General features: G+C 51.0%; 25 protein-coding genes. 4 read left to right on the top strand and 21 right to left on the bottom strand.

The features are described from left to right. The first annotated feature begins 146 nt into the window (after positions 1 to 146). Both rpsO and ACWIZX_RS04025 read left to right on the top strand, forming a co-directional pair. On the top strand, positions 147 to 419 hold the full coding sequence (gene rpsO, locus ACWIZX_RS04030) for a 30S ribosomal protein S15 (RefSeq protein WP_322794091.1): 273 nt from the start codon (positions 147 to 149) through the stop codon (positions 417 to 419). 190 nt (positions 420 to 609) lie between these two features. Next, positions 610 to 2,871, top strand: a complete 2,262-nt coding sequence (locus ACWIZX_RS04025) for a polyribonucleotide nucleotidyltransferase (RefSeq protein WP_448334880.1) — start codon at positions 610 to 612, stop codon at positions 2,869 to 2,871. A 56-nt stretch (positions 2,872 to 2,927) separates the two neighbouring features. Here the strand turns inward: ACWIZX_RS04025 and ACWIZX_RS04020 are convergent, their stop codons facing one another. From ACWIZX_RS04020 to ACWIZX_RS03945, 16 genes are all read right to left on the bottom strand, one after another. After that, positions 2,928 to 4,490: a UDP-N-acetylmuramoyl-L-alanyl-D-glutamate--2,6-diaminopimelate ligase gene (locus tag ACWIZX_RS04020; RefSeq protein ID WP_448334879.1), complete on the bottom strand. Its 1,563-nt coding sequence runs from the start codon at positions 4,488 to 4,490 to the stop codon at positions 2,928 to 2,930. Positions 4,491 to 4,557: 67 nt separating this feature from the next. Beyond that, positions 4,558 to 5,295 carry a F0F1 ATP synthase subunit B gene (gene atpF / locus ACWIZX_RS04015; RefSeq protein WP_448334878.1) on the bottom strand — a complete coding sequence of 246 codons (738 nt, stop codon included), beginning with the start codon at positions 5,293 to 5,295 and terminating at the stop codon, positions 4,558 to 4,560. A 13-nt stretch (positions 5,296 to 5,308) separates the two neighbouring features. Next, entirely contained in the window at positions 5,309 to 5,545 is a 237-nt protein-coding gene (atpE, locus tag ACWIZX_RS04010) for an ATP synthase F0 subunit C (RefSeq protein ID WP_322794062.1), read from the bottom strand. Between the two features lie 40 nt (positions 5,546 to 5,585). Beyond that, complete coding sequence (locus tag ACWIZX_RS04005) at positions 5,586 to 6,557, bottom strand: F0F1 ATP synthase subunit A (RefSeq protein WP_322794061.1); 972 nt, start codon at positions 6,555 to 6,557, stop codon at positions 5,586 to 5,588. Continuing rightward, positions 6,541 to 6,855 (bottom strand): AtpZ/AtpI family protein, encoded by a 315-nt coding sequence (locus ACWIZX_RS04000; protein WP_322794060.1) that lies wholly within the window; start codon positions 6,853 to 6,855, stop codon positions 6,541 to 6,543. The genes ACWIZX_RS04005 and ACWIZX_RS04000 overlap by 17 nt, the downstream gene beginning before the upstream one ends. A 34-nt stretch (positions 6,856 to 6,889) precedes the next feature. After that, the gene (locus ACWIZX_RS03995; RefSeq protein WP_322794059.1) at positions 6,890 to 8,356 is read right to left on the bottom strand and encodes an NADH-quinone oxidoreductase subunit N; all 1,467 of its coding nucleotides are present in this window, start codon (positions 8,354 to 8,356) and stop codon (positions 6,890 to 6,892) included. Then, positions 8,353 to 9,828, bottom strand: a complete 1,476-nt coding sequence (locus ACWIZX_RS03990; RefSeq protein WP_448334877.1) for a complex I subunit 4 family protein — start codon at positions 9,826 to 9,828, stop codon at positions 8,353 to 8,355. Before ACWIZX_RS03990 ends, ACWIZX_RS03995 begins: the two co-directional genes overlap by 4 nt. Before the next feature lie 10 nt (positions 9,829 to 9,838). Next, complete coding sequence (locus tag ACWIZX_RS03985) at positions 9,839 to 11,380, bottom strand: complex I subunit 4 family protein (RefSeq protein WP_448334876.1); 1,542 nt, start codon at positions 11,378 to 11,380, stop codon at positions 9,839 to 9,841. 17 nt (positions 11,381 to 11,397) lie between these two features. Continuing rightward, entirely contained in the window at positions 11,398 to 13,572 is a 2,175-nt protein-coding gene (gene nuoL / locus ACWIZX_RS03980) for an NADH-quinone oxidoreductase subunit L (RefSeq protein ID WP_448334875.1), read from the bottom strand. A gap of 20 nt (positions 13,573 to 13,592) precedes the next feature. Then, the gene (gene nuoK / locus ACWIZX_RS03975) at positions 13,593 to 13,913 is read right to left on the bottom strand and encodes an NADH-quinone oxidoreductase subunit NuoK (protein ID WP_322794055.1); all 321 of its coding nucleotides are present in this window, start codon (positions 13,911 to 13,913) and stop codon (positions 13,593 to 13,595) included. After that, positions 13,910 to 14,434 (bottom strand): NADH-quinone oxidoreductase subunit J family protein, encoded by a 525-nt coding sequence (locus ACWIZX_RS03970; RefSeq protein WP_322794054.1) that lies wholly within the window; start codon positions 14,432 to 14,434, stop codon positions 13,910 to 13,912. The genes nuoK and ACWIZX_RS03970 overlap by 4 nt, the downstream gene beginning before the upstream one ends. Continuing rightward, entirely contained in the window at positions 14,431 to 15,651 is a 1,221-nt protein-coding gene (gene nuoH / locus ACWIZX_RS03965) for an NADH-quinone oxidoreductase subunit NuoH (RefSeq protein WP_448334874.1), read from the bottom strand. Before nuoH ends, ACWIZX_RS03970 begins: the two co-directional genes overlap by 4 nt. Positions 15,652 to 15,675: 24 nt before the next feature. Then, on the bottom strand, positions 15,676 to 16,032 hold the full coding sequence (locus ACWIZX_RS03960; protein ID WP_322794052.1) for an NADH-quinone oxidoreductase subunit A: 357 nt from the start codon (positions 16,030 to 16,032) through the stop codon (positions 15,676 to 15,678). Between the two features lie 170 nt (positions 16,033 to 16,202). Next, positions 16,203 to 16,775: a hypothetical protein gene (locus ACWIZX_RS03955; RefSeq protein WP_322794051.1), complete on the bottom strand. Its 573-nt coding sequence runs from the start codon at positions 16,773 to 16,775 to the stop codon at positions 16,203 to 16,205. Beyond that, positions 16,772 to 17,416 (bottom strand): SHOCT-like domain-containing protein, encoded by a 645-nt coding sequence (locus ACWIZX_RS03950; protein ID WP_448334873.1) that lies wholly within the window; start codon positions 17,414 to 17,416, stop codon positions 16,772 to 16,774. The genes ACWIZX_RS03955 and ACWIZX_RS03950 overlap by 4 nt, the downstream gene beginning before the upstream one ends. Before the next feature lie 59 nt (positions 17,417 to 17,475). Continuing rightward, positions 17,476 to 18,558, bottom strand: coding sequence for an SHOCT-like domain-containing protein (locus tag ACWIZX_RS03945; RefSeq protein ID WP_448334872.1), 1,083 nt, complete (start codon positions 18,556 to 18,558; stop codon positions 17,476 to 17,478). Between the two features lie 260 nt (positions 18,559 to 18,818). Here ACWIZX_RS03945 and ACWIZX_RS03940 point away from each other — a divergent pair, with 260 nt between their 5' ends. Together ACWIZX_RS03940 and ACWIZX_RS03935 are read left to right on the top strand one after the other, a co-directional pair. Beyond that, on the top strand, positions 18,819 to 20,195 hold the full coding sequence (locus tag ACWIZX_RS03940) for a tryptophanase (protein WP_448334871.1): 1,377 nt from the start codon (positions 18,819 to 18,821) through the stop codon (positions 20,193 to 20,195). 66 nt (positions 20,196 to 20,261) lie between these two features. Next, positions 20,262 to 20,672 carry a DUF3887 domain-containing protein gene (locus ACWIZX_RS03935; RefSeq protein ID WP_322793058.1) on the top strand — a complete coding sequence of 137 codons (411 nt, stop codon included), beginning with the start codon at positions 20,262 to 20,264 and terminating at the stop codon, positions 20,670 to 20,672. Here the strand turns inward: ACWIZX_RS03935 and yabN are convergent, their stop codons facing one another. The 5 genes from yabN to rplQ all read right to left on the bottom strand — a co-directional run bounded on the left by yabN (position 20,673) and on the right by rplQ (position 24,332). Continuing rightward, positions 20,673 to 22,145, bottom strand: coding sequence for a bifunctional methyltransferase/pyrophosphohydrolase YabN (yabN, locus tag ACWIZX_RS03930; RefSeq protein WP_448334870.1), 1,473 nt, complete (start codon positions 22,143 to 22,145; stop codon positions 20,673 to 20,675). A gap of 147 nt (positions 22,146 to 22,292) precedes the next feature. After that, on the bottom strand, positions 22,293 to 22,688 hold the full coding sequence (rpsI, locus tag ACWIZX_RS03925) for a 30S ribosomal protein S9 (RefSeq protein WP_322793057.1): 396 nt from the start codon (positions 22,686 to 22,688) through the stop codon (positions 22,293 to 22,295). Between the two features lie 15 nt (positions 22,689 to 22,703). Beyond that, positions 22,704 to 23,129, bottom strand: coding sequence for a 50S ribosomal protein L13 (gene rplM / locus ACWIZX_RS03920; protein ID WP_322791929.1), 426 nt, complete (start codon positions 23,127 to 23,129; stop codon positions 22,704 to 22,706). Beyond that, positions 23,122 to 23,925 (bottom strand): tRNA pseudouridine(38-40) synthase TruA, encoded by an 804-nt coding sequence (gene truA, locus ACWIZX_RS03915; RefSeq protein ID WP_448334869.1) that lies wholly within the window; start codon positions 23,923 to 23,925, stop codon positions 23,122 to 23,124. Before truA ends, rplM begins: the two co-directional genes overlap by 8 nt. A gap of 29 nt (positions 23,926 to 23,954) precedes the next feature. Then, positions 23,955 to 24,332: a 50S ribosomal protein L17 gene (gene rplQ / locus ACWIZX_RS03910; protein WP_322791927.1), complete on the bottom strand. Its 378-nt coding sequence runs from the start codon at positions 24,330 to 24,332 to the stop codon at positions 23,955 to 23,957. Between the last annotated feature and the right edge of the window lie 2 nt (positions 24,333 to 24,334).

Genomic DNA, 24,334 nt, shown 5'->3' with positions numbered 1-24,334 from the left:
TTCCATGGCAGATCTTCAACACGCCCCACAATTTTCGGAATTTCTGGTATAATTTTGTATCGTGACTGGACCTTTTGGCGGTTTTAAGGCTGCCAAAATGGAGACCTGCTCAAATAAATCACGAAATGAAGGAGAAAGCAGACGTCATGACTTTGACAAAAGATGCCAAAGCCGAAATCATCGGCGAATACCACCGCCATGAAAGCGACACCGGTTCGCCGGAAGTACAGGTGGCAATTCTGACCAAACGGATCAACCAGTTAACCGAGCATCTGCGCAACAACAAGCACGATGAATCCTCCCGCCGCGGATTGCTTAAAATGGTTGGCCGCCGCCGCCGATTACTGGCTTACCTGCGTCGTAAGGATCTGGCGCGGTACCAGGCGCTTGTTGAGCGGTTGAACTTGCGCTACCGTTGAAATCAAGAAAACGAGTAGATGGCGGCAGGCAAGTACCATCTACTCGTTTTTTGAAGCCGGTAATTCGACCGCGATAATTTAATACTTGAACATCACCCCCACGGTTGGGTATTGAAACCTGCTGAGGAAATTCTGATCCTCGCCAGCTTTCAGTCCCTAACCGGGTGGGGGAAAAACGAGAGGAAAAAATATGAGTAAACCTGAAGCAAAAATTTACACAGCCCAGGTCGGTGGTCGTACCATAACCATTGAAACGGGCAAACTGGCCGGGCAGGCGGGTGGCGCTGTCACCCTTCGCCTTGGTGATTCAATCGTATTTGCCGCTGCAACCATGGGCGGCGTCCGGGAAGGTATTGACTTCTTCCCGCTATCTGTTGATTATGAAGAACGCATGTATGCTGGTGGTCGCATCCCCGGTTCTTTCTTCCGCAGAGAAGGCAAACCATCCGATGAGGCCATTCTCATCTCGCGCCTGATCGACCGTCCGCTGCGCCCGCTCTTTCAGAAAAACATGCGCAACGAAGTACAGGTGATTTGTTTCTCCCTGTCCGCCGATAAAGACAACCCGCTGGATATTCTTGCCGTCAATGCTGCATCAGCCGCTTTGATGATCTCCGACATCCCATGGGGTGGACCGATTGGCGCTGTGCGGGTTGGCCGCATCCATGGTGAATTCATCGTCAATCCCACTTTTGATCAAAAAGAGCAGTCCGATCTTGATCTGCGCATTGCCGGAACCCGTGAAGCCATCCTGATGGTCGAGTGTGGCGCCGACATCATTCCTGAGGATGTCATGGTAGAAGCCTTGATGTTTGGTCATCGCGCGCTGCAGCCCCTCATTGACGTGCAGGAAAAGATGGCAGCAGAAATTGGAAAACCCAAACGTGAAGTGACCATTGAAACCATTGACGAAAGCCTGATTGAACGGGTTCGCCAGCGCGCAGCAGCCGAAATTGAAGCACGGCTGGATGCCCCTCACACCAAAGCCGAACTCAATGAAAGTCTTGACGAACTTCGCGATACAGTTGTTGCCGAATTTACCGCCGAGGACGAAAGCCTCGTAAAAACTGTAACCGAAGCCTATGATCAAGTACTCAAGGAAGTTGTACGCAACCGCATTTTGAACCGCGGCATTCGACCGGATGGACGCACCCCAACAGAAATCCGCCCCATCTGGTGCGAAGTGGATGTTTCCCCGCGCGCCCATGGTTCTGGTTTGTTTACACGTGGTGAAACTCAGGTCTTGACTCTTGCCACGTTGGGAACCCCCAAAGAAGCCCAGGAGTTGGATAACCTCACACCGGTTGAAACCAAGCGGTATATGCACCATTACAACTTCCCGCCTTATTCAACCGGCGAAGTCAAACCGCTGCGCGGTCAATCCCGCCGGGAAATCGGTCATGGCGCGCTGGCAGAACGGGCTCTGGTGCCGGTCATCCCACCAGAAAAGGAATTTCCCTACACCTTGCGTCTTGTTTCTGAAGTGCTTTCCTCGAACGGGTCAACCTCAATGGCGTCCGTTTGCGGTTCCACCCTGGCCCTGATGGATACGGGTGTCCCGATCAAAGCGCCGGTTGCGGGGGTCGCAATGGGCTTGATCAAGGAAGGTGATCGTTTCCAAATCCTGACCGATATTCAGGGAATGGAAGACCACCTCGGTGATATGGACTTCAAGGTTGCAGGTACGCGGGATGGGATTACAGCATTGCAAATGGACATCAAGATCAAAGGCATTACCGCCGAGTTGATGACACAAGCACTGGAACAGGCCCGGCAGGCACGCCTTTTCATTCTGGATAAAATGCTGGAAGTGATTCCCGCGCCGCGACCGCAGCTCAAACCCCACGCCCCGCGAATTACAATCATCCAGGTGCCGGTGGACAAAATTGGGGCAATCATTGGGCCGGGCGGTAAAATCATTCGCGCTATTCAGGAAGAAACCAACACCAAGATTGATATTGACGACGACGGTACGGTTTACATTGCTGCCACGGATGGCGTAGGTGAAAGTGCAGCCCGCGAACGGATTGAGTCGCTTATCGAAATCCCGCAGGTAGGCAGAATTTACACCGGCAAAGTGGTTCGTGTGACCGATTTTGGCGCTTTTGTCGAAATCCTGCCCAATGTGGATGGCATGGTTCACATCTCCCAACTCGATTCTGAACGGGTTGCCAGTGTGCAGGATGTGGTAGATGTTGGCGATGAGATTACGGTCATGGTGACCGGAATTGACGAAGCCGGCAAGATTCGCCTTTCCCGGCAGGCAGTGCTGGAAGGATGGTCGCTGGAAGAAGCACAGGCAAACGATCGGAACGGCCGCAGTGGCGGACGCCCTTCAGGTGGACGACCCTCCGGCGGAAACCGTCCTTCAGGTGGCGGACGACCGGGTGGTGAACGGCGCGGAGGCGGCGACCGCGGCTTCGACAACCGCGGCGGTCAGCGCCGACGCTGATCATCAAAATCAAGCAATTTACAACCGCCCGCCCGTTTCAGCGGGCGGCTCATTTTTCAGGCATCCTGGGTTGGCAAATACGGCATTGAATGACCTTCTAACCCCAAACGCTCTGCCAAAGCGGCACGCATGGCCACTCGGTCATCCCACGGATATTCAATTTCTCCAAAGCACATGGACTGCTCGTGCCCCTTCCCTAAGGCCATGACCAGATCGCCCGCACGCGCCAATTTCACCCCCAGACGAATTGCCGCGCCTCTATCGGCTACGCGAAACATATTTTCTCCCTCAACTGCCCCTCGTGAACTGGCTGCCCTGGCCATCTCTTCTAAAATTTCATCCAGTGATTCCGTGCGTGGATCTTCTGCTGTCAATATGGTGATATCCGCCATTTCTGCGGATACTTCCGCCATCATCCGCCGTTTGAGGCGATCACGCAGGCCAGCCGAGCCAAAAACGGCAATCACTCTCCCGCTGGTCATTTGACGCGCCGTGTCTAAAGCGCGCTTTAATGCATTCGGCGTATGGGCAAAGTCCACAATTGCCATGAAATCCTGACCTAAATCAATCTGTTCCATCCGTCCCGCTACGGGGGTCATCTTCTCTACTCCGGCAGCTGCATCCGCCGGCTGGATACCCAAACCGCCAATCGTTGCGGTCAAAGCCGCCAGGATATTCGATATATTATATTCTCCGATCAACCGGCTTTGAATGTTCAAAGAGTTGATTTCACCAAATCGAACCTGAAATGTCAGGCCGGTTGGTGTGTATTTCTGATTGAGCGCCGTAAAATCAGCCTGATTCCCGACACTATAAGTTAATTTTCGACCATTGATTAAATTCGAGAGGTACTCAAAGGATGCATCATCGCGATTAAGGACTGCCAGACGAGGATTTCCTTGCGGCTTTTCAACAGTTTCTTGCAGATGGTGGAATAAGCGTGCTTTGGCAGCCCGGTATGCCTCATAAGATCCATGATAATCCAGATGTTCATGGGTGATATTCGTGACCACTCCGATGTCAAACTCACACGCCGTTACTCGATCCTGCGCCAATCCATGCGAGGTGGCTTCTAATACAACATGGGTTATGCCGGCATCGCGCATTCTGGCAAGATAGCGTTGCACATCCGGAGCCTCGGGCGTCGTCACATGAAAACCGGTGTCAATCACCTCATCCCCAATCACCGCGTTGACGGTTGAGATAATTCCGGCTTGTAAGCCAGCGCTGCGCAAAATGGAATAGATGATGGATGAAGTGGTGGTTTTCCCATCCGTGCCGGTTACACCAATCATCGTCATTGAGCGGGCAGGAAAGTCATAAAAAGCCGCGGAAAGAAATGCCAACGCGTACCGGGCATTTTCAACCTGCACATATGGCAGTTCCGACGGCATCTCACTGATTGAACGACTCCCAACCACAGCAGCTGCCCCCCGCTCCACGGCAGCCGGGATGTAGCGGTGACCGTCCGTGTTTCCGCCGCTCAACGCAACAAATAAATAACCCGGTTGCACCTGACGCGAATCCAGCACAATCCCGCTTATCTCCACCTTTGAAAGGTGTTGAGCCGCCAGTACGGGAACGGGTATAGATTTTAACAATTTTTCAAGACTTTTCATCGCGGATAACAAAAGCCACCTGTACAGGTTATACCACAGGTGGCAACAACATCAAGTCAACCCGATTTTACAGCAATGTCTGACGCAGTCCCTGCAACTGACCGGCCACTGAACCATCAATTACCCGATCACCCACTTTAATGATCAATCCGCCCAGAATGGAAGGATCAACCCGGAAGGTTACCGAAGCGGCTCCGCCCAGTTTGCTGAGCACGTCCTGTTTGACTGCCTGTTGTTCTTCCTCGGTAAGCGGCAAGGCGCTGGTGATTTCGGCCGCCTGACCACTGATTGCCTCATCTTGCAACACGATCACTTTTCCGCCGCGTACACCGGAGAAGAATTCTTCTAAAAGCACGCGCTGGCGCTGCTCGTCCAGGGTTGCTCCAATTAATTTTTGGGTGGCAGCAATTGCCAGCGCAGCAATTTGACCGCGCACCTCACTCAACACCCGGTTGCGTTCCTGTTCGATCTCAGCCATGGCTTGCTCACGTGCTTTGGCAATTTCCGCATTGGTCTGCATGCGCACATCTTTGGCAGCGGCTTCAGCCCGTTCGGTTGCCTCTCTTACAATTTCGGCGGCTTTCTGTTGGGCTTCTGCAATAATTCGGCTGGATTCACGCTCTGCGTTAGCCCGCGCTTCGGCAGCCACACGGGCATCTTCCAGACCCTGCGCAATCGCCCGACGACGCTTTTCCAATTGATTAGTGAGTGGTTTATAAACCCATTCTTTCAGGACAATGAAAATAATCCCAAAAGAAAGGATTTGGATCAAAATAGAACCGAGGTTAAGCCCTAGCTTTTCCAAAGCACCCTCCTCGTCACAGCACGAACAGCATTAAGAACGCGATCACCAGACAGTAAATCGCAATCGCTTCGGAAAAAGCAATACCCAAAATCATGTTGGTAAGCAAATTACCGTAAGCATCCGGATTGCGCGCCATACCCTGCAAAGCACCCTGCACACTCAAACCAATCCCAATTCCAGCGCCCAGTGCACCAATCATCGCCAGACCCGCGCCGATAAATTTTGCTGCTAAAACGATGTCACCTTCCATTGTCTGTTGACCTCCTCAAATGTGATGGATGATTTCAAATTTAGTGGTGTTCTTCTTCTCCATGACCGCGGGTCGCCATTGACATAAAAACCATTGTCAACATACCAAAGACAAAGGCTTGAATGACGCCCATGAAGACCTCAAACATGTAAATCATGGATGGTACAAAAATGGGCACCAGTGTAATGACCAATGCCACCAGCACAAAACCCGAAAACATAACCCCAAACAAACGGAATGTAAATGAGAGAATTTTGGCAAATTCAGAAATCAATTCCAGCAAACCAACCAGAAAATCCATGAACCCGAAAAAGGGCTTTTTGAACATGGTGGTGAAGTTGATGAATTTTGTAAAATAGCGTAGTCCCTGTGTTTGAACGCCAATGACCTGAGTCATGAACACCGAGATCAACGCCAGCGCCAGTGTGAAGTTCAAGTCTGTCGAAACCGCCCGGAAGAAGGGGGTCAAAATGTATCCGTCCCCGTGTTCAGCCTCACCCGGCAGCAAAGTGTAGAAATTCCCAAATAAATTTTGAATGGGATGCCCGTGGTCATAATGGTGCATCACCCCAACCGTTTCCATGCCGGGTAGCACTTTCATCAGGTTTGCGACCAGTACCAAAATCAAAATGGTGGCAAACCATGGGAAGATGCGCCGTGCATGTTTGCCCGCAGCCGACTCGGTCAGGTTATACAACACCTCAATCAAACCTTCCATGGCACCGGCAATTCCGCGAGGGACGAGATCACCTTTGCGCAGGCTCTGCCGAACCGCAAAGGCGATGGCGATGATGATCAGGTCAACAATAATCAAAGTTGGCAGGGTATTGACCAGATAAAAATCACCCAACGGGCCTAAGTTGAATAACGGTTCTTCAATAATTTTTTCAGGAGCAACTTGAATATGAGGTTGAACAGGGGCAGCGATATTGATCGCGAAAACACTCAAAATAATCAACAACAGCACAATCCAACGGTTTTTACCCCAGCGCCATTTACGCGTTGTTTCCAAGACCCGTTTCCTCCTTCTTTTCGGAATGGCTCGGCTGACCAGAACCGGGTTTAATTTTTGAAACCGCCAAACGGACGACCCAAAACATGATGGCCAGTGAAACAGGAATGCTCACTACCAGCAGGCCCAGTGTAAACCACGGACGGGTTTCAAAACGGTTATCCAGCCAGATTCCTGCAAAAACTGCAGCCAACACAATCACCAGTGTGATACATCCCACCTGCGCCGTTACACTCGCCAGGGTCAAATTGAGAATTTTTTGGCGTCGTGATGGTTCGTCGGCGTTTGGTTGGCTCATGACGATGACATTATATCAGATGCAAAATTATGCGTCAATAAACCCAAATTGCGCTTGTAGCAGCCTGCGCCCACGAATACCATGGCGCAAACCAGAAGCCAATCAATAAAATACCCGCCATACATGCCCATAGGGCAACCCGCCATGCGGTGGTGGTCGGTGCAGCAATCTTTTCTTCAGGGGGTGGCTGAAGATAAATCACCTTGAGAACATTCAAATAGTAATACAATCCGACCACAGCATTGAAAACCCCTACCAACACCAGCCAAATCATCCCTCTTTCAACCGCAGCAGCAAATACCAGTAATTTGGCAAAGAACCCTGCGAAGGGTGGAATGCCCCCCAACGAAAGCATGGCTGCCAGCATGGCAAGCCCCAAACCTGCCGAACGACGGTTCAACCCGGCCAGCGCATTGATTTCATCTGTCCCGACCCGATTTTCAATCAGGTTCACAATCCCAAAAGCGGCCAGATTAGTCACCAGATACGCCATCAGGTAATAAACCACTGCCAGTGTTCCCAATTCCGAATCAGCCGCGACACCGATGAGAATGTACCCTGCATGGGCAATGGAAGAATACGCCAGCAGCCTTTTGATGCTGCGCTGAGCAAGCGCAAGGTAATTTCCAATCAACATACTGGCAGCGGCAATCAGCCCAATCATCACACTCCACAAAGCGTTTTGATCTGCAAAGGTAATCTGAAAAACCCGCAATAGCACTGCAAACCCGGCAGCTTTACTGGCAGTGGAGAGAAAGCCGGCAACCGGTGTAGGCGCACCTTGATACACATCCGGCGCCCAAAAATGAAACGGCGCCGCCGAGATTTTGAAGCCGAAACCAACCAAAACCAGCAGGATTACCAACCCGGCTAAACCGGGCGGTAAATTTCCCGACTGAAAAGATGCTTTCAATTCATAAATTTGAGTTGTGCCGGTCAGGCCGTAAATCAGGCTGAAACCGTACAGCATGACCGCCGAGGTGATTGCGCCGAAAAGAAAATATTTAATTCCAGCCTCAACCGAGCGGTCATCCCGGGTTAGAAAACCCGCCATGACATACAACGGGATCGAGGTGGTCTCAATGGCAAGGAAGAGCAGCATCAAATCGGCGGCTGATGCCATCAAATTCATCCCCAGCGTACTGATCAGCAGAAGCGCAAAGAATTCTCCGCGTTTTTTTAAGGCTTCATGCTGAATGGCAAAGAGAGCGGTCAACGCTGCTGCGCTCATAAAAATCATGCGAAACACAAAACCAGCCTCGTCAAACCTCAGCATACCACCCCATTCAAGGCTGCCTTCCCCTTGCGGCACAGAAAAACCGGCTGCAATTCCCATGATCACCAGGATACCCATGCTGGTCATCCAACCCAGCCATTTCCCGCGTTGCTGGGGTTGTTTGAGCCAGATAAGATCGAAAATCAGCAACACAAGCGCCAGAATTAATAAACCAATTTCAGGCAAGAGGGAACGCCACATTTCAGGGGTAAAGGCACTGTTCACCAGCCACCTCCCATCAGCGCCACAATTGAATGGACTCCCGGTTCAATCAGGCGGGTTAACAGAGAAGGGAACCATCCCAGTAAAATCATCACCAGCGATAGCATTCCAATCACAAGTTTATCCTTACCGGAAACATCCCCCACACTTTGATCCAGCTCAGGGGGGATTTCTCCAAAGAATACACGGCGGACGACCAGAAAAATATAGGCCGCAGTAATCAAAATGCCGAGAATGGCAACCACCGAAACCAGCGGAGCAACCTGCCATGCCCCCATGAACACCGGAATTTCCGAAACAAAACCGGAAAAGCCCGGCATTCCCATGGAAACCAAACCACCAATGATAAATCCCACCGCTGCCCAGGGCATTTTTCGTACCAAACCACCCAGCGATCCAATTTCACGCGTATGCGCGCGGTCATACACCATTCCAACGATGGCAAAAAAGAGCGCCGTCATGACCCCGTGCGAAAACATCTGCATTCCAGCGCCCAATAAACCATCTCGGTTAAGCGTCGCAAAACCAATCAGAACCAGACCCATGTGTGAAACGGAAGAAAAACCAATGACATATTTGAAATCGGTTTGAACCATGGCAATAAAAGCGCCGTATACGACATTGATTGTAGCCAGAAGCAATATCGCCGGTGCCCAATACTGCGCTCCTTCGGGTAATAATTGAATTCCCACCCGCAAAGCTGCAAAAGCACCAACCTTCATTTCAACTCCAGCCAGCAGCATTGAAATAGCGGTAGGGGCTGCCACATGGCCATCCGGCGCCCAACTGTGGAAGGGGAAAATACCACCAAGAATAGCAAACCCAAGAAAAACAAATGGAAACCACAGACGTTGAAATTCAATCGGAAAACCGGCCTGCTCCAGCGCCAGCAGATCAAACGTGCGTAAACCGGAGCCAAAATAAACCGCCAGCGTACCCACCAGTGCAATCACCGATCCAATAAACAGGTAGAGGGTTAACTTCATACCGCCATATTCACGGGTCTTTGGATATCCCCATACCACAATCATTAAGTATTTTGGAAAAACAGCCAGCTCAAAAAAGAAAAACAATAAAAATAAATCCAGGGCGCAAAAAACTCCCAAAACGCTTGCCCCCAAGAACATGAGGAAGGAGAAAAACTCCCGCGGTCTATCCTCAACATTCCACGAAACGAGCACACCGGAAAATATCACCAGCCCGGAAAGCAACACCAGCGGCAGGCTGATGCCGTCAATTCCCAGCTTGTATGAAATGCCAAATTGGGGAAGCCAGGCAGCCTCTTCAAGGAACTGATACCCTCCTTTCCCGGGATCATAGGAAAAGTACAACCCAAATGCCATCAGTAAGATCAGCACAGCCGCTGCAAGCGCCACGCGGCGAATCCAATCTTTTTGTTCGGCAGGTAAAGCCAGCAAGACAACCCCGGCAACAATGGGAGTGAAGATCAGAGCGCTCAAAATGGGAAACTGCATCACTCACCTCTCAGAACAGGAAGGCTACCGCGCGGTTAATCATGTCCAACAGCCACGCCGGCCAAACGCCTAATACCAGCATTAAAATCATCAACGGCGCCATAACAAGGACTTCACGCCGCGTCATGTCGGTCAAATGACCCTGCCAGCGCCCATTTAAGGGGCCGTGAAGTACCATTTTTAGGGCTTTGAGAATGTAAGCCCCGGTGAAGAACAGCCCGATCATCGCCAGCGCAGTGGCCAGGGTCAACACCGGCCAGGCCCCCCTTACTACCAAAAATTCTGAAATAAATCCGTTCAAACCCGGCAGACCCAGGGATGCCATCGCTGTAAAGATCAGCACACTGCCGTACACCGGTAATACAGCATACAAACCGCCAAATTCGTTCAAATCACGGGTATGGGCGCGATCGTACAATACACCGACCAGAAAGAACATGCCCGCCGCACTGAGCCCGTGATTGAACATTTGCAGCACAGCTCCGTTCAGGGCAATGGTCTTGTCCAGCAAACCAACCGGGGAAGTTGTGTTCAACAGGGCAGCCGCCGCAGCAATGCCCAACACCACAAAACCCATGTGATTGATGGACGAATAAGCAATCAACCGCTTGAAATCGTTTTGTGCCCAGGCACCCAATGCCCCAAAAATAATTGCCGCTACCCCCAAAAACGCCAGTGCGCCGGCAAATTGCTGCGATTCGGCAGGAAAGAGCGGTAATACCAGCCTCAGAAAGCCATACGCACCCAATTTGAGCAGCACGCCAGCCAGTATCATCGAACCGGCTGTTGGCGCTTCGGTATGAGCATCTGGCAGCCAGGTATGGAAGGGCCACACCGGCACTTTGATCGCAAACGCCACCACAAATGCCCAAAAGGCAATCGCCTTGACCGTTGAAACGGACAACCCAATTGGAATGCTTAATTCATTTAACCCAGGCCAGCGCTGGTACAGTTCCAGCAAATCAAAGCTGCCAACGGCTACACCCATCAATTGAATTGCCAGCAGCAGCCCTAGCGAGCCTCCCATCGTATATAACACAAACTTCAACGCTGCATAATTACGGTTTTTACTACCCCACTGAGCAATTAAAAAATACATGGGCACCAGGCCAACTTCCCAGAACACAAAGAACAGTAATAAATCCAGCGCCAGAAAAACGCCCAGCATGCCGGTTTCCAGCAGCAGAAACAGAATCATATAGGACTTGACCCGCTCTTGAATACTGTAGGAAGCCAGAATGGCGAGCGGGGTTAGGAGGGTTGTCAGCAGCACCATCGGAAGCGAGATGCCATCCACTCCCAAATGATAGGAAGCCCGAATGGCACTGTACCATTCCGCTTTTTCTACAAACTGGAAGGGCATGGCAGCAGTCGGCTGAGGATTAAACCCCGCCCACACCACTAGCGTCAGAATAAACGGAATGAGCGAGGCGGCAAGGGCAAAATTCCGCAGCAAGGAAATTTTTTCCTTTGGCAGCAGCAACATGAACACTGCCGCAGCGGTTGGGGTGAACAAGATCAGGCTCAGTAAATGATTGGTAACCGGTTCCATCCTTTCCATCCTCCCAATCAGCCGATCACCCAAAGGAAGTAAATCAGGATGGCAACTGCCGCCACCAACCCCAGGCCGACTGTGGCATACAACTGTACTCTGCCGGATTGCAGCGAGCGCAAGTATGTACCGATATTGCGCGTTCCGCTTGCCGTTAAATCACCCGCACCGTTTATAACGGGTAAGTCAATCCACTGTCGCAGTGTTTTTCCCAACCACATCCCAAAATTGCCCAGCGAATGCAGAATGCCGTCTATGATCGTCCGATCCAACCAGCGATCCGTCAGCGTTTCTGCCAGCCAGCGCGCCGGGCGGATAAATGCCCATTGGTAGATTTCATCCACATAATACTTGTTTCGAAGCAATGTATACACCCCTCCCAAAGGCTTTTCCAGCGGATCAAAGGGTTGGAAAACCTTGCGATAGGCCAGCCAGCCCAACAATAAACCGCCTAAAGCAACCACCAGCGAAGTAATCAAAGGCAGCAGACTGTGGTGAGCCTTCTCAGCAGGGGAAAGCAACATACTCCCCACAAATTCCTCAAACCAGTTTGGCAATATGCCGCCAATCAGGGGGAAGTACTGGGGTATCCCCACCCAGCCGGCTGTGATCGCAAAAAAGGATAAAACCACCAGCGGAGCGGTCATTACCGGACGCGATTCTTGGGCATGTTCGGCGGATTGACTGCGCGGTTTGCCTAAAAACGTTAAGGTTATCTGGCGCATCGTATAAAATGCCGTCAAAAGGGCGGCTAAAGCCAACACCCAAAAGATCAACAGTTGTCCACTGGCATAGGCGCCGGACAAAATCTCATCTTTCGACCAGAAACCAGCCGTAATCAAAGGGAAGCCGGAAAGCGCCAATCCGCCCGCCAGAAATGTCCAAAACGTAATCGGCATCTTGTGCCGCAGTCCCCCCATAAACAACATATTTTGTGGGTCAATTTTTTCGCCGGTGTGCAGCACCCCATGCTCCATCCCATGGATGACCGAGCCTGATCCAAGGAATAACAGGGCTTTGAAAAAAGCATGGGTAATCAGATGAAATGCGGCAGCCACATACGCGCCAACCCCCAGCGCAGCGATCATGTAACCCAATTGAGAAATCGTGGAATAAGCCAGCACGCGTTTAATATCGTTTTGCGCCAGCGCAATCGTAGCGGCAAACAGGGCGGTGAATGCGCCAATCCCGCCCATCAGCAGCATCGGCAGGGTCAGATGGTGACCATCCCAACCGGTTGAAAGTAGAGGAAAGAAGCGAATAACCAGATAAACACCCGCAGAAACCATCGTTGCCGCATGAATCATCGCCGAAACTGGTGTCGGGCCTTCCATCGCATCCGGCAACCAGATGTGCAACGGAAATTGTGCGGATTTTCCAATCGTTCCAATGAATAACAAAATGCCAATCAAACCAGCCCACGAGATACCCGCCAGCGGCGAGTTTGCACTGGCTAATCCCTTCAAAACCACTGGATTATTGAGAATGGCCTGATAGTTAAGCGTGCCGGTCAGAGAGTAGAGCGCCGCCAGACCCAGCAGCATGAATACATCCCCAACCCGGGTTGTCAAAAAGGCTTTAATCATCGCATTGCGCGCTGACTCCTTCCCATACCAGAAGCCAATCAACAGATAAGAACACAGCCCCATGATCTCCCAGCCAACATACAGAGTCAGCAGGTTATCCGTGACCACCAGCAGAAACATGGCAAACGCAAACAGGCTGATCAGAGCGAAAAAGCGCGCGTACATCGGTTCGATTGAAGGGACACGATGCTTATGACCATGGGCATCTTGGATCTCGGCTCCATGGGGCGGCAAGCCAGGACGGTCATGTTCACCTTTGGGCTGTCCGAAGTTGTGATAGCCGATGCTGTAAATGAAGATCATCAGCACCGTCCAGGCAACAAAGAACAGCGTAACCGCGCTGAGCGGGTCTATTTGAATGCCGATTTCTAAACCGGTTGAGCCGGTTGGCAACCACTGAATTGCCGCTGCAAATGGGTGCTGGCTGAGATCTTCGGTTTGAATCGCACGTCCAAAAACCACCATGCTCAACAGCCACGCCAGACCCGCCCCGATCAATGCCAGCCAGTGGCTCACCGCATTATTGCGGTGGGTGAAGAGGACAATCGCAAAAAAAGCCAGCAGAGGCATTAGCGGAATGAATACAACCAGCGTTTCAACAGTCATGCAGTCTCAGCCTCCTGCGCTCAGCCTTTGAGTAAAGTCAATTCATCCACCACAGGTGTCTGACGCCGGCGGTAAGCAGAAATGACCAGCGCCAGCCCCACGGCCACCTCAGCTGCGGCCACCACAAACACCATTGTGGTGAATGCTAAACCATGCACATACGGCCTGCTGTGGATTTGGGCGTAATAATGCCAGAAGGCAATCAGATTAACGTTGACCGCGTTGAGCATCAGTTCAATACCCATCAAAATGGCAACCGCGTTTTTACGCGCCAATGCGCCAAACAAGCCGATACAAAACAAGGCTGCCGAAAAAATCAGATACCATGCAATTGGAATCATCTGCTCTGCTCCTCCTTTCGGTCCACTGCAATGGTAGTTGCCCCAATCAACGCCGCTACCAGCAGCACTGAAGCCAGTTCAAAAGGCAGAACATAGCCCTGCGGAGAGACCAGCGCTTTGCCTAATTCCAGCAAATTATCGGAATCCGATGGCAACTCCACCAGCAGGGTTGTAAAACCCTGCCAGAGTGCCAGAAAACCCACCAAAACTGCAAAAACCAGCACAGCAACCAACGCTGCCGCCCGCCAGCCGGGAAGTATCTGATCGCCATGATCTTCCATAACCCGCCGGGTTAACATCACTGAAAAGATAATCAAAATTGCGATGGCGCCGACATAGACCAGAATTTGCACCACGGCAAAAAAGGAAGACTGCAAGGTCACAAAAATGACCGCAACTCCCATCAAGGTCAACACCAGCCATAAAGCAGCGTGCATCATTCGGCGGGCAGAAACAACCATGACGGCTGAAAACAATGAAACCAACGCCGCAAGCAAAAATACAACTTGAAGACCGTTCATTCTCCTGTCCCGTGTTTGGTGGATGTGGTCAAAATTCCTCGTCCCATTTCCATTGCAAGGTTAAACCTTGCCCTCTTGCGCTGGTTGATACGCATCAATTGATCGGTAACAGCCAGCAGCAACAGGTTAACCAGCAGATATGCCAGGACCTGCCAAAAGAGGGGCAAGCCGCGCGTCAACCCGCCTACCACCGCCATCGCCATAATCAAGGCAAGCGAAAGAGGTGTCAGGACTTTCCAATTTAGATTCATCATTTGATCAATCCGAAAACGCGGCAAAGTACCCCTGAAGAGGATAGTCACAAAATAGACCACAAAAGTTTTCAACATAAGATAAACAAACCCCAAAATGGGAATCTGTTCCGCCCCTGGTCCGCGCCAGCCACCGAGAAATACGGTTGCAAAAATTAAAGACACCGTAAAAGCATGTAAAAACTCCGCCACAAAAAACATACCGAATTTCAAACCCGAATATTCAATGTTGTAACCCGCCACCAGCTCGGATTCGGCCTCAATTAAATCAAAAGGTGAGCGTCCAATTTCGGCAAGGGAGGCGATGAAGAAAATCAACGCAGCAGCTGGCGCCGCCACAATGAACCAAACATCTTCCTGCGCCTGCACAATTCCGGTAACGCTCAAAGTGCCTGCCAGCATCACCGGCACCAGTGCCGAAAGCACCAGCGGCACTTCGTAAGAAATCAGTTGTGCCACCAGACGAAAGGCGCCCAAAAGGGCATATTTATTATTCGAACCCCAGCCAGCGAGAATGTAACTCATCTCCCCCAATCCGCCGACCGCAATCAAAAACAACAAACCAACATTCAGATCAGCTCCCACAACCGTAACCGAAAGCGGCAGCACACTCCACAACAACAAAACCGCCGCTACCGCCAGAATTGGGGCAAGGTTATAGGTGATTTTGTCCGCACCGATGGGGGTGATGTACTCTTTGGTAAAGATTTTGAGCATATCTGCAACGGGTTGGAAAATTCCCCACGGTCCTACGCGGTTCGGTCCAAACCGGTCCTGAATTCGGCCAATCAATTTTCGTTCGTACCAGATTAAAAAGACCACAAACAACATTGCGCCGGTAGCCAGCACCAGCGCACCGGTCAGTTGGGCGATCAATTCCACCCACACAGCGGGCAGCCCCAATCCACCCAGCCAGAAAACATACCATTGAATCACAAAGCCAATTGGATCACGCAGAAAATCCATTGTGTTATCCCGCAAAAGAAGGTTTTAAAACCATTCCAGTGCCCCTTTTCGCCAGATGTACAAAAATCCCGCCACCAGAATCAGCAAGAACAACACCCCTTCTAAAATGGCATACAGGGGCAAAAACTGATATGCCAGTGCCCAAGGGAAGAGCAGGATTGCCTCGACATCAAAAATTAAAAATACAAGGGCAAAGACATAATATTGAATTTTAATTTGTGTCCAGTTTGGGCCTACCGTTTCAACCCCGCACTCATAGGTTGAATTTTTAATTGGATCTGGTCTTTTTGGTGCAAGAATTCCAGCGATGAGAATTGTTATGGCTGGCATCATCAGGGCTACCAGCGCAAAAATTCCGATGTACAACCAGTTTCCCAGCATACAGGCTCCTGCGAGGTTTAAAGATCCAGGGATTCGTGGTAATCTTTCCCATCCCCACCCAATACATCCATTTTATCAAGTTAGTTCCTGCTTGTAAAGCGAAACCGGTCGTTTAAATATTCTCCTGCCGGGTTCGGTTACTTGCGGTGGATTGTTCCCCCTGTGGGCTTCTATTCGCGATTCACCCACAACCAGATCAACCCAGCCAAGACCCCAGCTGCCGCAATGACTCGCAAAGCCATCCAGCCTGCCTCTCCCATCCAATTCCAAATCCGGATTTCAAAAGGATGAGCCAGAATCAAACTGACCTCGCCTTGACTTTGTCCATTGTCACGCACCGAATAAACCCACAATGTACCCCTGCCCGCTTTGGATTTATAGGGTTTTATGTTCCAGCGAAACAAGGTCTCTTTCCCAGGGGCGATTCGTTGACGCGATTCGCCATGCGGAGAGATGACCACACCGTTCATCTCCAGGCGTGCCTGCCACCCTTGCAGATCGCCCGAATCAGCCCCATTCATATTTATCCTCAATTTAACGGATCCCGTTTCATCCAACCTCACCCAGCGCGGATACGAAATTTGAAAATCAATAAACGATTTCGTCTGATCCGAATTTTGGGGGTTAATCACCGCTGCATCTAAACCAAACTGCGTATTCATTAAAGGGGCAGGCAGAAAACTTACCAGCAGGACAACCAGCGATACTGCCAGCAGGACAAATGGGGTTATCCGCCTTTTCATCCGATAAACACCTCCACCTCTTCGCCATCCTCTTCATCATTGACCTGAATGTGAATGGGCTCATTCGCGGATAAATTCTTGACCACATCGCTGAGCATATCGGCCAGATTTTGCTCTTTTACTGCAGGCGGCATCCATCTGCCAAATGTGCGCATAAACCAGACCACTGCATGAACTGGCAAAGGAAAGCTCAAGGATATTCTTTCAGGTTTTGTTCCTTTCCTCTGGCGGATACGGATATGCAGCCATGGGGAATTGTAAGAAAGCCACATCCCCACAACACCGATCAAGAAGGGAAACCAGGATAACCAAAAACCCCATCCCCATGGACGTGCCATCCATCCCATAATCATCCAAACCGCCGACAAGCCGGTTAATAACACCATCAAACCAAACACGATCCACGAAAGTCTGCGCCAGCGCTGGAAATCGGGCGGGGTACTTCTTTCGCCCGCAGTTTCGATTACAGCCACTTTTTGCACTTTTTCGGTTGGTTCGCCATCCTCATTAGTTTCCTCAAAAGCAATTTGCGGCTGATTAACTGCACCATTTTCGAGAGCGTTGATCAACCGCAATCCTTCTTCCGGTGAAAGTTCACCTGCTTCAATTTTTCGCAGCAACTCCAAACGTTCTTCGCTCATTCAGAGCCTCCAATGGATTTTAGACTTGTTGCCAATCGTTACCGGCTGATGCAAAAAGTTCACCGATCCGAAAATCTGCCTTCAAGCGCATCCAACAAGCGATTGGCTTCTTCGGCGGTAATTTTCTTTTCCCGCAATAAATTCAAAATGATTAAACGTTCTTCCTCAGTCGCCTGTTTGCGCGGGGTAACCGGCTGACTTTCAAAATTGAAATTCATTCCTCCAATGTTCAAAAACTCGCCCCGCCCTGTCCTGCGACTGGCAGCCCGTTCAACACGTTCCTGAGCCATCCGCGAGCGTTCTTCCGCTCGCTGCATTTTTTCCTGAACCCGCCGGGCAATTTGATCTCCTAATCCTTCCAACCGCAAGCCAATCTCCTCTTCGACACTTTCTTCTTCCCAATCCCCCTCCAGAATGGCAATTGAACCGCCCGCAGCAAGTCTAAGCCTTACACCACCCCCACCGATAATTCCCTGGTAACGGTGAGCAACCTGCCGAACTGCCTGCCCTCCCTCTTGAAAGACAATCCGTTCGCCGCCGCTGCTGGCATCCAGCTGATAGCTGCTGTTGATGGGCAGCCACAACTTGATACTGCCTCCGGCAGATGCCTGCAGGTCACTTGACAATTCGAGCAATTTTACCTTGATGTTTCCCCCCGCTCGTAAAGTTTCTGCGCGGCGAATATCCAAAAGTTTGATTGAACCCCCTGTATTTTCCGCCTTTAAAGTTCCGTTTATTTCGCCACCCTTCAGGTTTCCGCCAATGTTGGTAACCACTAAATCGCCGTTAATCTTGAATACTTTCAAATGGCCGCCCACATTTCCACAACGCACATTCCCAACATCCCGCAATGTGAGATGACCACCCACATTTTCGATCTTAAGTGCGCCTTTCAAGTTAACAGCAGACATCGAGCCGTGAACATAATCCACCTGGATGACCGAATCCAGCGGTACCTGAATGACCGTATCCTCTTCACAGCGAATCCACCAACCTCCATTCTCATTCCGAACATGTAAACTGGCTTCGTCCTGAACGCGAATCTGAATTTGGGGCTGATCCCAGCCGCTCACCGACAAATGATCTTCCGCCTGAAGGCGAAGGGTTGGGGTAGTATCACAAGGAATTGTACGTATTGCCATGACAGACGCTCCGTTGAACTGGTCTGATGTAATCATAACAAACTTTAATTATTTGTCAATAGAAAAATCAATAATATTTACAAATATTTTTATTTATTGAACTAAAACACAATAATTCCAAACATTATTTTGGTTAATGGTTATAACTTATCAAAGCAATCATCTGCCTATTCCTCATCCACTGCCGTTTTTTGTGATAAACTCACCATTACCATTTCCCAATTTCCGATTCCCATTTTATCCGTGGAGGTACCTCTTTGATGAAACCTTATCCGGTCGAACCATTTCGCATCAAAATGGTTGAGCCCATCCAGCTCATCTCACCTCAGGAACGTCAAAACGCAATGCAGACTGCCGGCTACAACCTCTTCAATCTTCGCGCCGAGGATGTTTTTATTGACCTGTTAACCGATTCCGGCACGGGTACGATGAGTCAGGCGCAATGGGCCGCTATGATGACCGGAGATGAATCCTACGCTGGCGCACGTTCTTATTATCGCCTTGCTGAAGTCATGCAAAAAATCTTTGGCTTTGAACACTTTGTTCCTACCCATCAGGGGCGGGCTGCCGAAAATATTCTCACCCAGTTACTGGTCAGGCCTGGCATGTATGTGCCCTCCAACATGCACTTTGATACCACCGACGGCAATATCCGCGCTCGTGGTGGCCGGCCAACCAATCTGGTCATTGACGAAGCCTTTGACCCCACCAACCCCCATCCCTTCAAAGGCAACATGGATGTTCATAAATTGAGCGCGTTTATCGAGCGGGTCGGCGCACAAAATATCCCCTTTGGCAGCATTACCATTACCAACAACGCCGGCGGCGGGCAGCCGGTATCACTGGAAAACATTCGTCAGGTTGCTCAGGTCTATCATCAATACGGCATTCCCTTCTTCATAGATGCCTGTCGATTCGCCGAGAATGCCTATTTCATCCAGCAGCGCGAACCCGGCTGCGCCCACCTCTCGACACTGGAAATTGCCCGGGAGATTTTTTCGCTCGCCGATGGCGCATGGATGTCCGCCAAAAAGGATGCTCTGGTCAACATTGGCGGCTTTCTGGCTGTACGGGATGATGATCTCTTTCAGCGAATCTGCAATGAGTTGATCTTACGCGAGGGTTTTGTAACTTACGGCGGTCTTGCCGGGCGCGACTTGGATGCTATGGCAGTTGGACTCATGGAAGGTTTGGATGAAACTTATCTGGCATATCGCATTGGGCAAACCGCCTACTTTGCCGACCAGTTAAAAACCGCCGGTATCCCCATCATTGAACCAGCCGGGGGACATGCCATCTATCTGGATGCGGGAAGGTTTCTTCCTCACATCCCCCATGCTGAATACCCCGGTCAGGCGTTGGCTGCCGCGCTCTATCTGGAAGGGGGCATTCGCGGTGTCGAAATCGGTTCGGTCATGTTTGCTTACCCCGACCCCGACAGCGGAGAAATGATTTATCCAAAATTAGAGTTGGTTCGTCTCGCCATTCCCCGCCGTACCTATACCCGCAGCCATTTCGATTACATTGTTGACACCTTGAAATCGCTGTCCGAAAAAAGTGAGCAATTGCGCGGCTACCGAATTGTGTACGCCCCTCCGTTGCTGCGACACTTCACCGCCCGCTTTGAACCTATATAGGAGGAAGTAAGGATGAAACCCCGTCAAACTTTAATTAGCTCTCTCATTTGGGTATCACTATTGTCTGTGATCCTCGCGGCATGCAGTCTTCTCGCCCCGCAAAATCAGACCATTACCCTGGAAGGCGCGGAACGTGAAGCCGTGCTTGAATATGCCGCTCCGATGGGCGAAAACCTGATCAACGGACTGATCACCCGCGATTATCCGACCTTTTCAAAGGATTTTGACACCACCATGAAAAAGGGCATGGATGAGGCCGCCTTTGAAAAACTGCTTACCACACTCACAGACAAACTCGGTGAATATCAGTCCCACGAAATCAGTCAGGTGCTGCAAGATGAAAAATACACCATTGTCATTTACCGTCTGAAGTACGAAAAGGACAATCTGGTCACGATGCGCATTGTGTTCAATCGTGAAGAACCCCACCTGATCAGTGGTTTATGGTTTGATTCACCGGAGTTGCGCAAAAAATAATCAACCCTTTCGTTTCGCCTCATCCCACCAACGGTCCATTTCTTCAAGACTCATGGATGTAAGTTCCCGGCCAGCCTGACGGGCACGTTCTTCAATATGAGCAAATCGCTGGCGAAAACGACGGTTGGCTGTCCGTAATGCGCTCTCGGCATCCACCTTATACCAGCGCGCCAGATTAACCACCGCAAACAGCAAATCGCCGATTTCCTTTTCCCTTTCCGTTGCATCGTCTGCCGTTTGCACCTCGTTGATCTCTTCAAACACCTTTTGTAACACGGGCTGGATTTCACTCCAATCAAATCCAACCCTTGCAGCCCGGCTTTGAATTTCCTGAGCCTGTGAAAGGGCCGGCAAATTCAACGGCACGCCTTCCAATATACTCTTTGGATGATCCTGCCCGTTCAAAGCCCGCTCTTCATCTTTCAATTTCTGCCAGTTTCGCAGCACACCTTCCACACCGCTGACCAAAACCTTTCCGAAAACGTGCGGATGACGGCGGACAATTTTTCGGTGGATACCCTGAATCACCTCTGCAAGGGTAAATTCACCATCCTCAGCAGCAATTTGGGCATGAAGAACAATTTGCAGCAAGAGATCCCCCAATTCCTCTCGCAACGCCTCGCTGTCCTCGTTATCCAGCGCTTCTATGGCTTCATAGGATTCTTCCAACAAATATTTTCGCAGGGTCAGGTGGGTTTGCTCACGATCCCACGGGCAACCATCCGGCGCACGCAGGCGGGCAACCACCTCCTGAAATGCCTCAAGCGATGTATCCGCCCCCAGCGCAGGCACGAACAAGACGGTCATCAGTCCTAAATGAGGGCTGCGATCAATTTCGTACAACATCAAATCTTCCACAATTTGATGGCGGGTGCCCGCCGCATGAACCAGCCTGACCCGGAATTCATCCGGATAGACCGCATTCAATGCCAGTTTCACCGATGAGGCCGTCATCTGATTATAAATTTGGGTAATCAACGCCGGCATATCAGGCGCATAGCCGGGGGTATGCAGCCGTCCGATTTCTAAAGCATCCAGCAACGCCAATCTCGGGAAGGGATCCATCTGCAGCGCACTGAAGACCGGTTCCAGAAATGACATTCCTTCGATAATCCGTACGGGAATACCCTGTTGAGCAGCGCGGCGGGTGATCTCCGGCACAGTAGCTTCCGCGACGAACGGGTGTCCCGGCACAGCATAGGTCACTCCCTGAGGCTGTCTGCCCAGAGCGATAATTTCCTCCACAATTGCCTCGTACACTGCCTCAAAAGTGTCTTTGGTTTCGTACAAATGATCGAAGGAGAGAATCTCCAGACCTTCGGGTAAGTTTTGAACAAGGGGATGATGGCTGGTGCGCAGATAAACCCGATCAATCTGGCTCAACCACTGCCAGGCTTCACGGGTCAGGTGGTAATCTTCACCGGGACCTAAACCCAAAATCACAATGCCGGTTTGACTTTGTGGTGTATGCATACAGGCGGCTCCTTGCCAGAAGCAATGGATTGGAAAACATTGCAGAGCAGCCCTCTACCGGCTTCAGGAAAACCGGTAGAGGAAATCTGCCCTGCGCATGGATCCCACCTTCCCGGTCGGGTCGGTGAGTGAAAACGAGCTGGATTTTTAGCGTTTGGTGTAGGTCGGTGCCTTGCGAGCGCGTTTGAGACCCGGTTTCTTGCGTTCTTTGATACGCGGATCACGGGTAAGCAAACCGTACTTGCGCAATTCATGAATAAAGTCCGCGTTCATCTTTGCCAGCGCACGCGCCAGTCCCAATTGAACCGCATCGGTTTGACCGGTTACACCACCACCATTGACCACAACCGTCACATCAAACGTCGAACGTTCCTGTTGGGTTGCCTCAAAAGGCTTGAGGATGGCTTCCACGTCGCCAATGCGGGTGAAATATTCCTCGATGGATTTCTGATTGACGGTAAATTTTCCCGTCCCGCTCATGATGCGCACGCGCGCCGTAGCTTCTTTGCGACGCCCAACACCTTCGTAATACTGAACAGACATATCTTGCCCACTCCTTTATGCAACAGGCTCTGGCTTTTGCGCTTCGTGCGGATGTTCGCTGCCAGCATAAATTTTCAAACGCTTGATCAACTTGCGACCCAGTTTGTTATGTGGCAGCATGCCCCACACCGCAGCTCGGATAACCCGGTCAGGATGGCGGTTCAATTGATCCCGCATACCCACAACTTTCAATCCACCAGGGTAGTTGGAATGCTTGTAGTAGAACTTGGTATCCAACCGCTTGTCGGCAATATCCAGTTGCTGCGCATTGATCACCACCACATAATCACCCATGGCTACGCCCGGGGTGAAGGTGGGTTTATGCTTACCGAGCAGGTAGCGGGCAATTTGGGTTGCCAGCCGCCCCAAATTTTGACCTCTGGCATCCACCAATACCCACTTTGATTCAGGTGTTCCTTTTATGACGTAAGTCTTATCCACAGTCCTCTTCTCCACTGACAGATAAGGTTTTGATTAACCCTTCAGATTTCAAATCATTCTCCTCGTACTGCACCCATTCCAGATACAGACCATTTGGTTTTGCCAACCCGGGTAAAAGGGGCTGTGGGATTTGGAGAGCAGCCTCAAACTGTTCTAAGGATAATTGTTGCTGCCCAACCCGGACTTGCAAAAACACCAGCCTGCGCACCATTCGATAGAGAAAAGCATTCGCCGTGATCCGAAAAGTCCATTCTTTCTTTGCGGTTTGCTGCCATTCTGCCCGGTAAACCCGGCGGATGGTGCTGCCTCCTGGTCGTAGAGGTGATCCAAACGCCGCAAAATCATGTTCACCGAGCAGCCGGTTGGCGGCCTGATGCAGCAATTCTGCCTGCACTTCGGGCCAAACCCGCCACATGTAGCGTTCCCGCAACGGATCACGTTCCTCCTCGCAGTACAGGCGGTAAAGATACTGGCGGGCGAGCGCATGGTAGCGCGGATGAAAATCATTACGCACAACCTGCACGCTGCGTGCTGCCACATCCTCAGGAAGCGAGGCATTCAGCGCTTTCAACAATTGCTGTGGAGTATGGTGCCAGTTCAGATCAAATGCAATCACCTGACCCATGGCATGCACTCCACTATCGGTGCGCCCGGCGTACAGGATACTTTCATCCTGCCATCCCAGCGAACGCAGCGCTGCCTCAACTTCTGCCTGTACCGTCCGGCTGCTTCCCTGCCGTTGAAAGCCCTGGAAGTGTGTGCCGTCGTAGGCGATGATAATCTGGTAACGTGCCATCCCGAACCGGAAATGAGACCGGCGGGTTCTTAATCCTCAACCAGCTCAAGCAGAACCATCTCGGCAGCATCACCCTGCCGCGGTCCCAGCTTGAACATCCGCGTATAACCGCCATTGCGATTGGCGTACCGCGGCGCAATTTCATCAAATAATTTCTTCACCACAATCGGGTCACCCAGGCGTGCCGCAACCAGTCGGCGGGCATTGACCTTTTCGAGGTCACTGCCGTTGGCGCTTCGCCTCGCAATCGTAATCATTCGCTCGGCTTCGCCGCGAACTGCCAGCGCTTTGGCACGGGTGGTTTTCATCCGTTCGTGAGTAAAGAACTGTTTGATCAAAGTTCGGCGCAATCCCTTGCGCTGATCCTTTGACCGTCCCAGTTTAAAACCAGCAACTTTATGGCGCATAA

Source organism: Bellilinea sp., assembly GCF_053501535.1.
This window is presented reverse-complemented; position numbering and strand designations above follow the sequence as displayed.

Coding starts and splice junctions, on each gene's coding strand:
- ACWIZX_RS04020 (WP_448334879.1), bottom strand. CDS start 4,490: ATGAAAAGTCTTGAAAAATTGTTAAAATCTATACCCGTTCCCGTACTG.
- nuoK (WP_322794055.1), bottom strand. CDS start 13,913: ATGATTCCAATTGCATGGTATCTGATTTTTTCGGCAGCCTTGTTTTGT.
- rpsI (WP_322793057.1), bottom strand. CDS start 22,688: ATGTCTGTTCAGTATTACGAAGGTGTTGGGCGTCGCAAAGAAGCTACG.
- ACWIZX_RS03985 (WP_448334876.1), bottom strand. CDS start 11,380: ATGGAACCGGTTACCAATCATTTACTGAGCCTGATCTTGTTCACCCCA.
- truA (WP_448334869.1), bottom strand. CDS start 23,925: ATGGCACGTTACCAGATTATCATCGCCTACGACGGCACACACTTCCAG.
- ACWIZX_RS04025 (WP_448334880.1), top strand. CDS start 610: ATGAGTAAACCTGAAGCAAAAATTTACACAGCCCAGGTCGGTGGTCGT.
- atpE (WP_322794062.1), bottom strand. CDS start 5,545: ATGGAAGGTGACATCGTTTTAGCAGCAAAATTTATCGGCGCGGGTCTG.
- ACWIZX_RS03955 (WP_322794051.1), bottom strand. CDS start 16,775: ATGAAAAGGCGGATAACCCCATTTGTCCTGCTGGCAGTATCGCTGGTT.
- nuoH (WP_448334874.1), bottom strand. CDS start 15,651: ATGGATTTTCTGCGTGATCCAATTGGCTTTGTGATTCAATGGTATGTT.
- yabN (WP_448334870.1), bottom strand. CDS start 22,145: ATGCATACACCACAAAGTCAAACCGGCATTGTGATTTTGGGTTTAGGT.
- ACWIZX_RS03950 (WP_448334873.1), bottom strand. CDS start 17,416: ATGAGCGAAGAACGTTTGGAGTTGCTGCGAAAAATTGAAGCAGGTGAA.
- ACWIZX_RS03945 (WP_448334872.1), bottom strand. CDS start 18,558: ATGGCAATACGTACAATTCCTTGTGATACTACCCCAACCCTTCGCCTT.
- rplQ (WP_322791927.1), bottom strand. CDS start 24,332: ATGCGCCATAAAGTTGCTGGTTTTAAACTGGGACGGTCAAAGGATCAG.
- ACWIZX_RS03990 (WP_448334877.1), bottom strand. CDS start 9,828: ATGCAGTTTCCCATTTTGAGCGCTCTGATCTTCACTCCCATTGTTGCC.
- rpsO (WP_322794091.1), top strand. CDS start 147: ATGACTTTGACAAAAGATGCCAAAGCCGAAATCATCGGCGAATACCAC.
- ACWIZX_RS03960 (WP_322794052.1), bottom strand. CDS start 16,032: ATGCTGGGAAACTGGTTGTACATCGGAATTTTTGCGCTGGTAGCCCTG.
- ACWIZX_RS03970 (WP_322794054.1), bottom strand. CDS start 14,434: ATGAACGGTCTTCAAGTTGTATTTTTGCTTGCGGCGTTGGTTTCATTG.
- ACWIZX_RS03940 (WP_448334871.1), top strand. CDS start 18,819: ATGAAACCTTATCCGGTCGAACCATTTCGCATCAAAATGGTTGAGCCC.
- nuoL (WP_448334875.1), bottom strand. CDS start 13,572: ATGACTGTTGAAACGCTGGTTGTATTCATTCCGCTAATGCCTCTGCTG.
- ACWIZX_RS04000 (WP_322794060.1), bottom strand. CDS start 6,855: ATGAGCCAACCAAACGCCGACGAACCATCACGACGCCAAAAAATTCTC.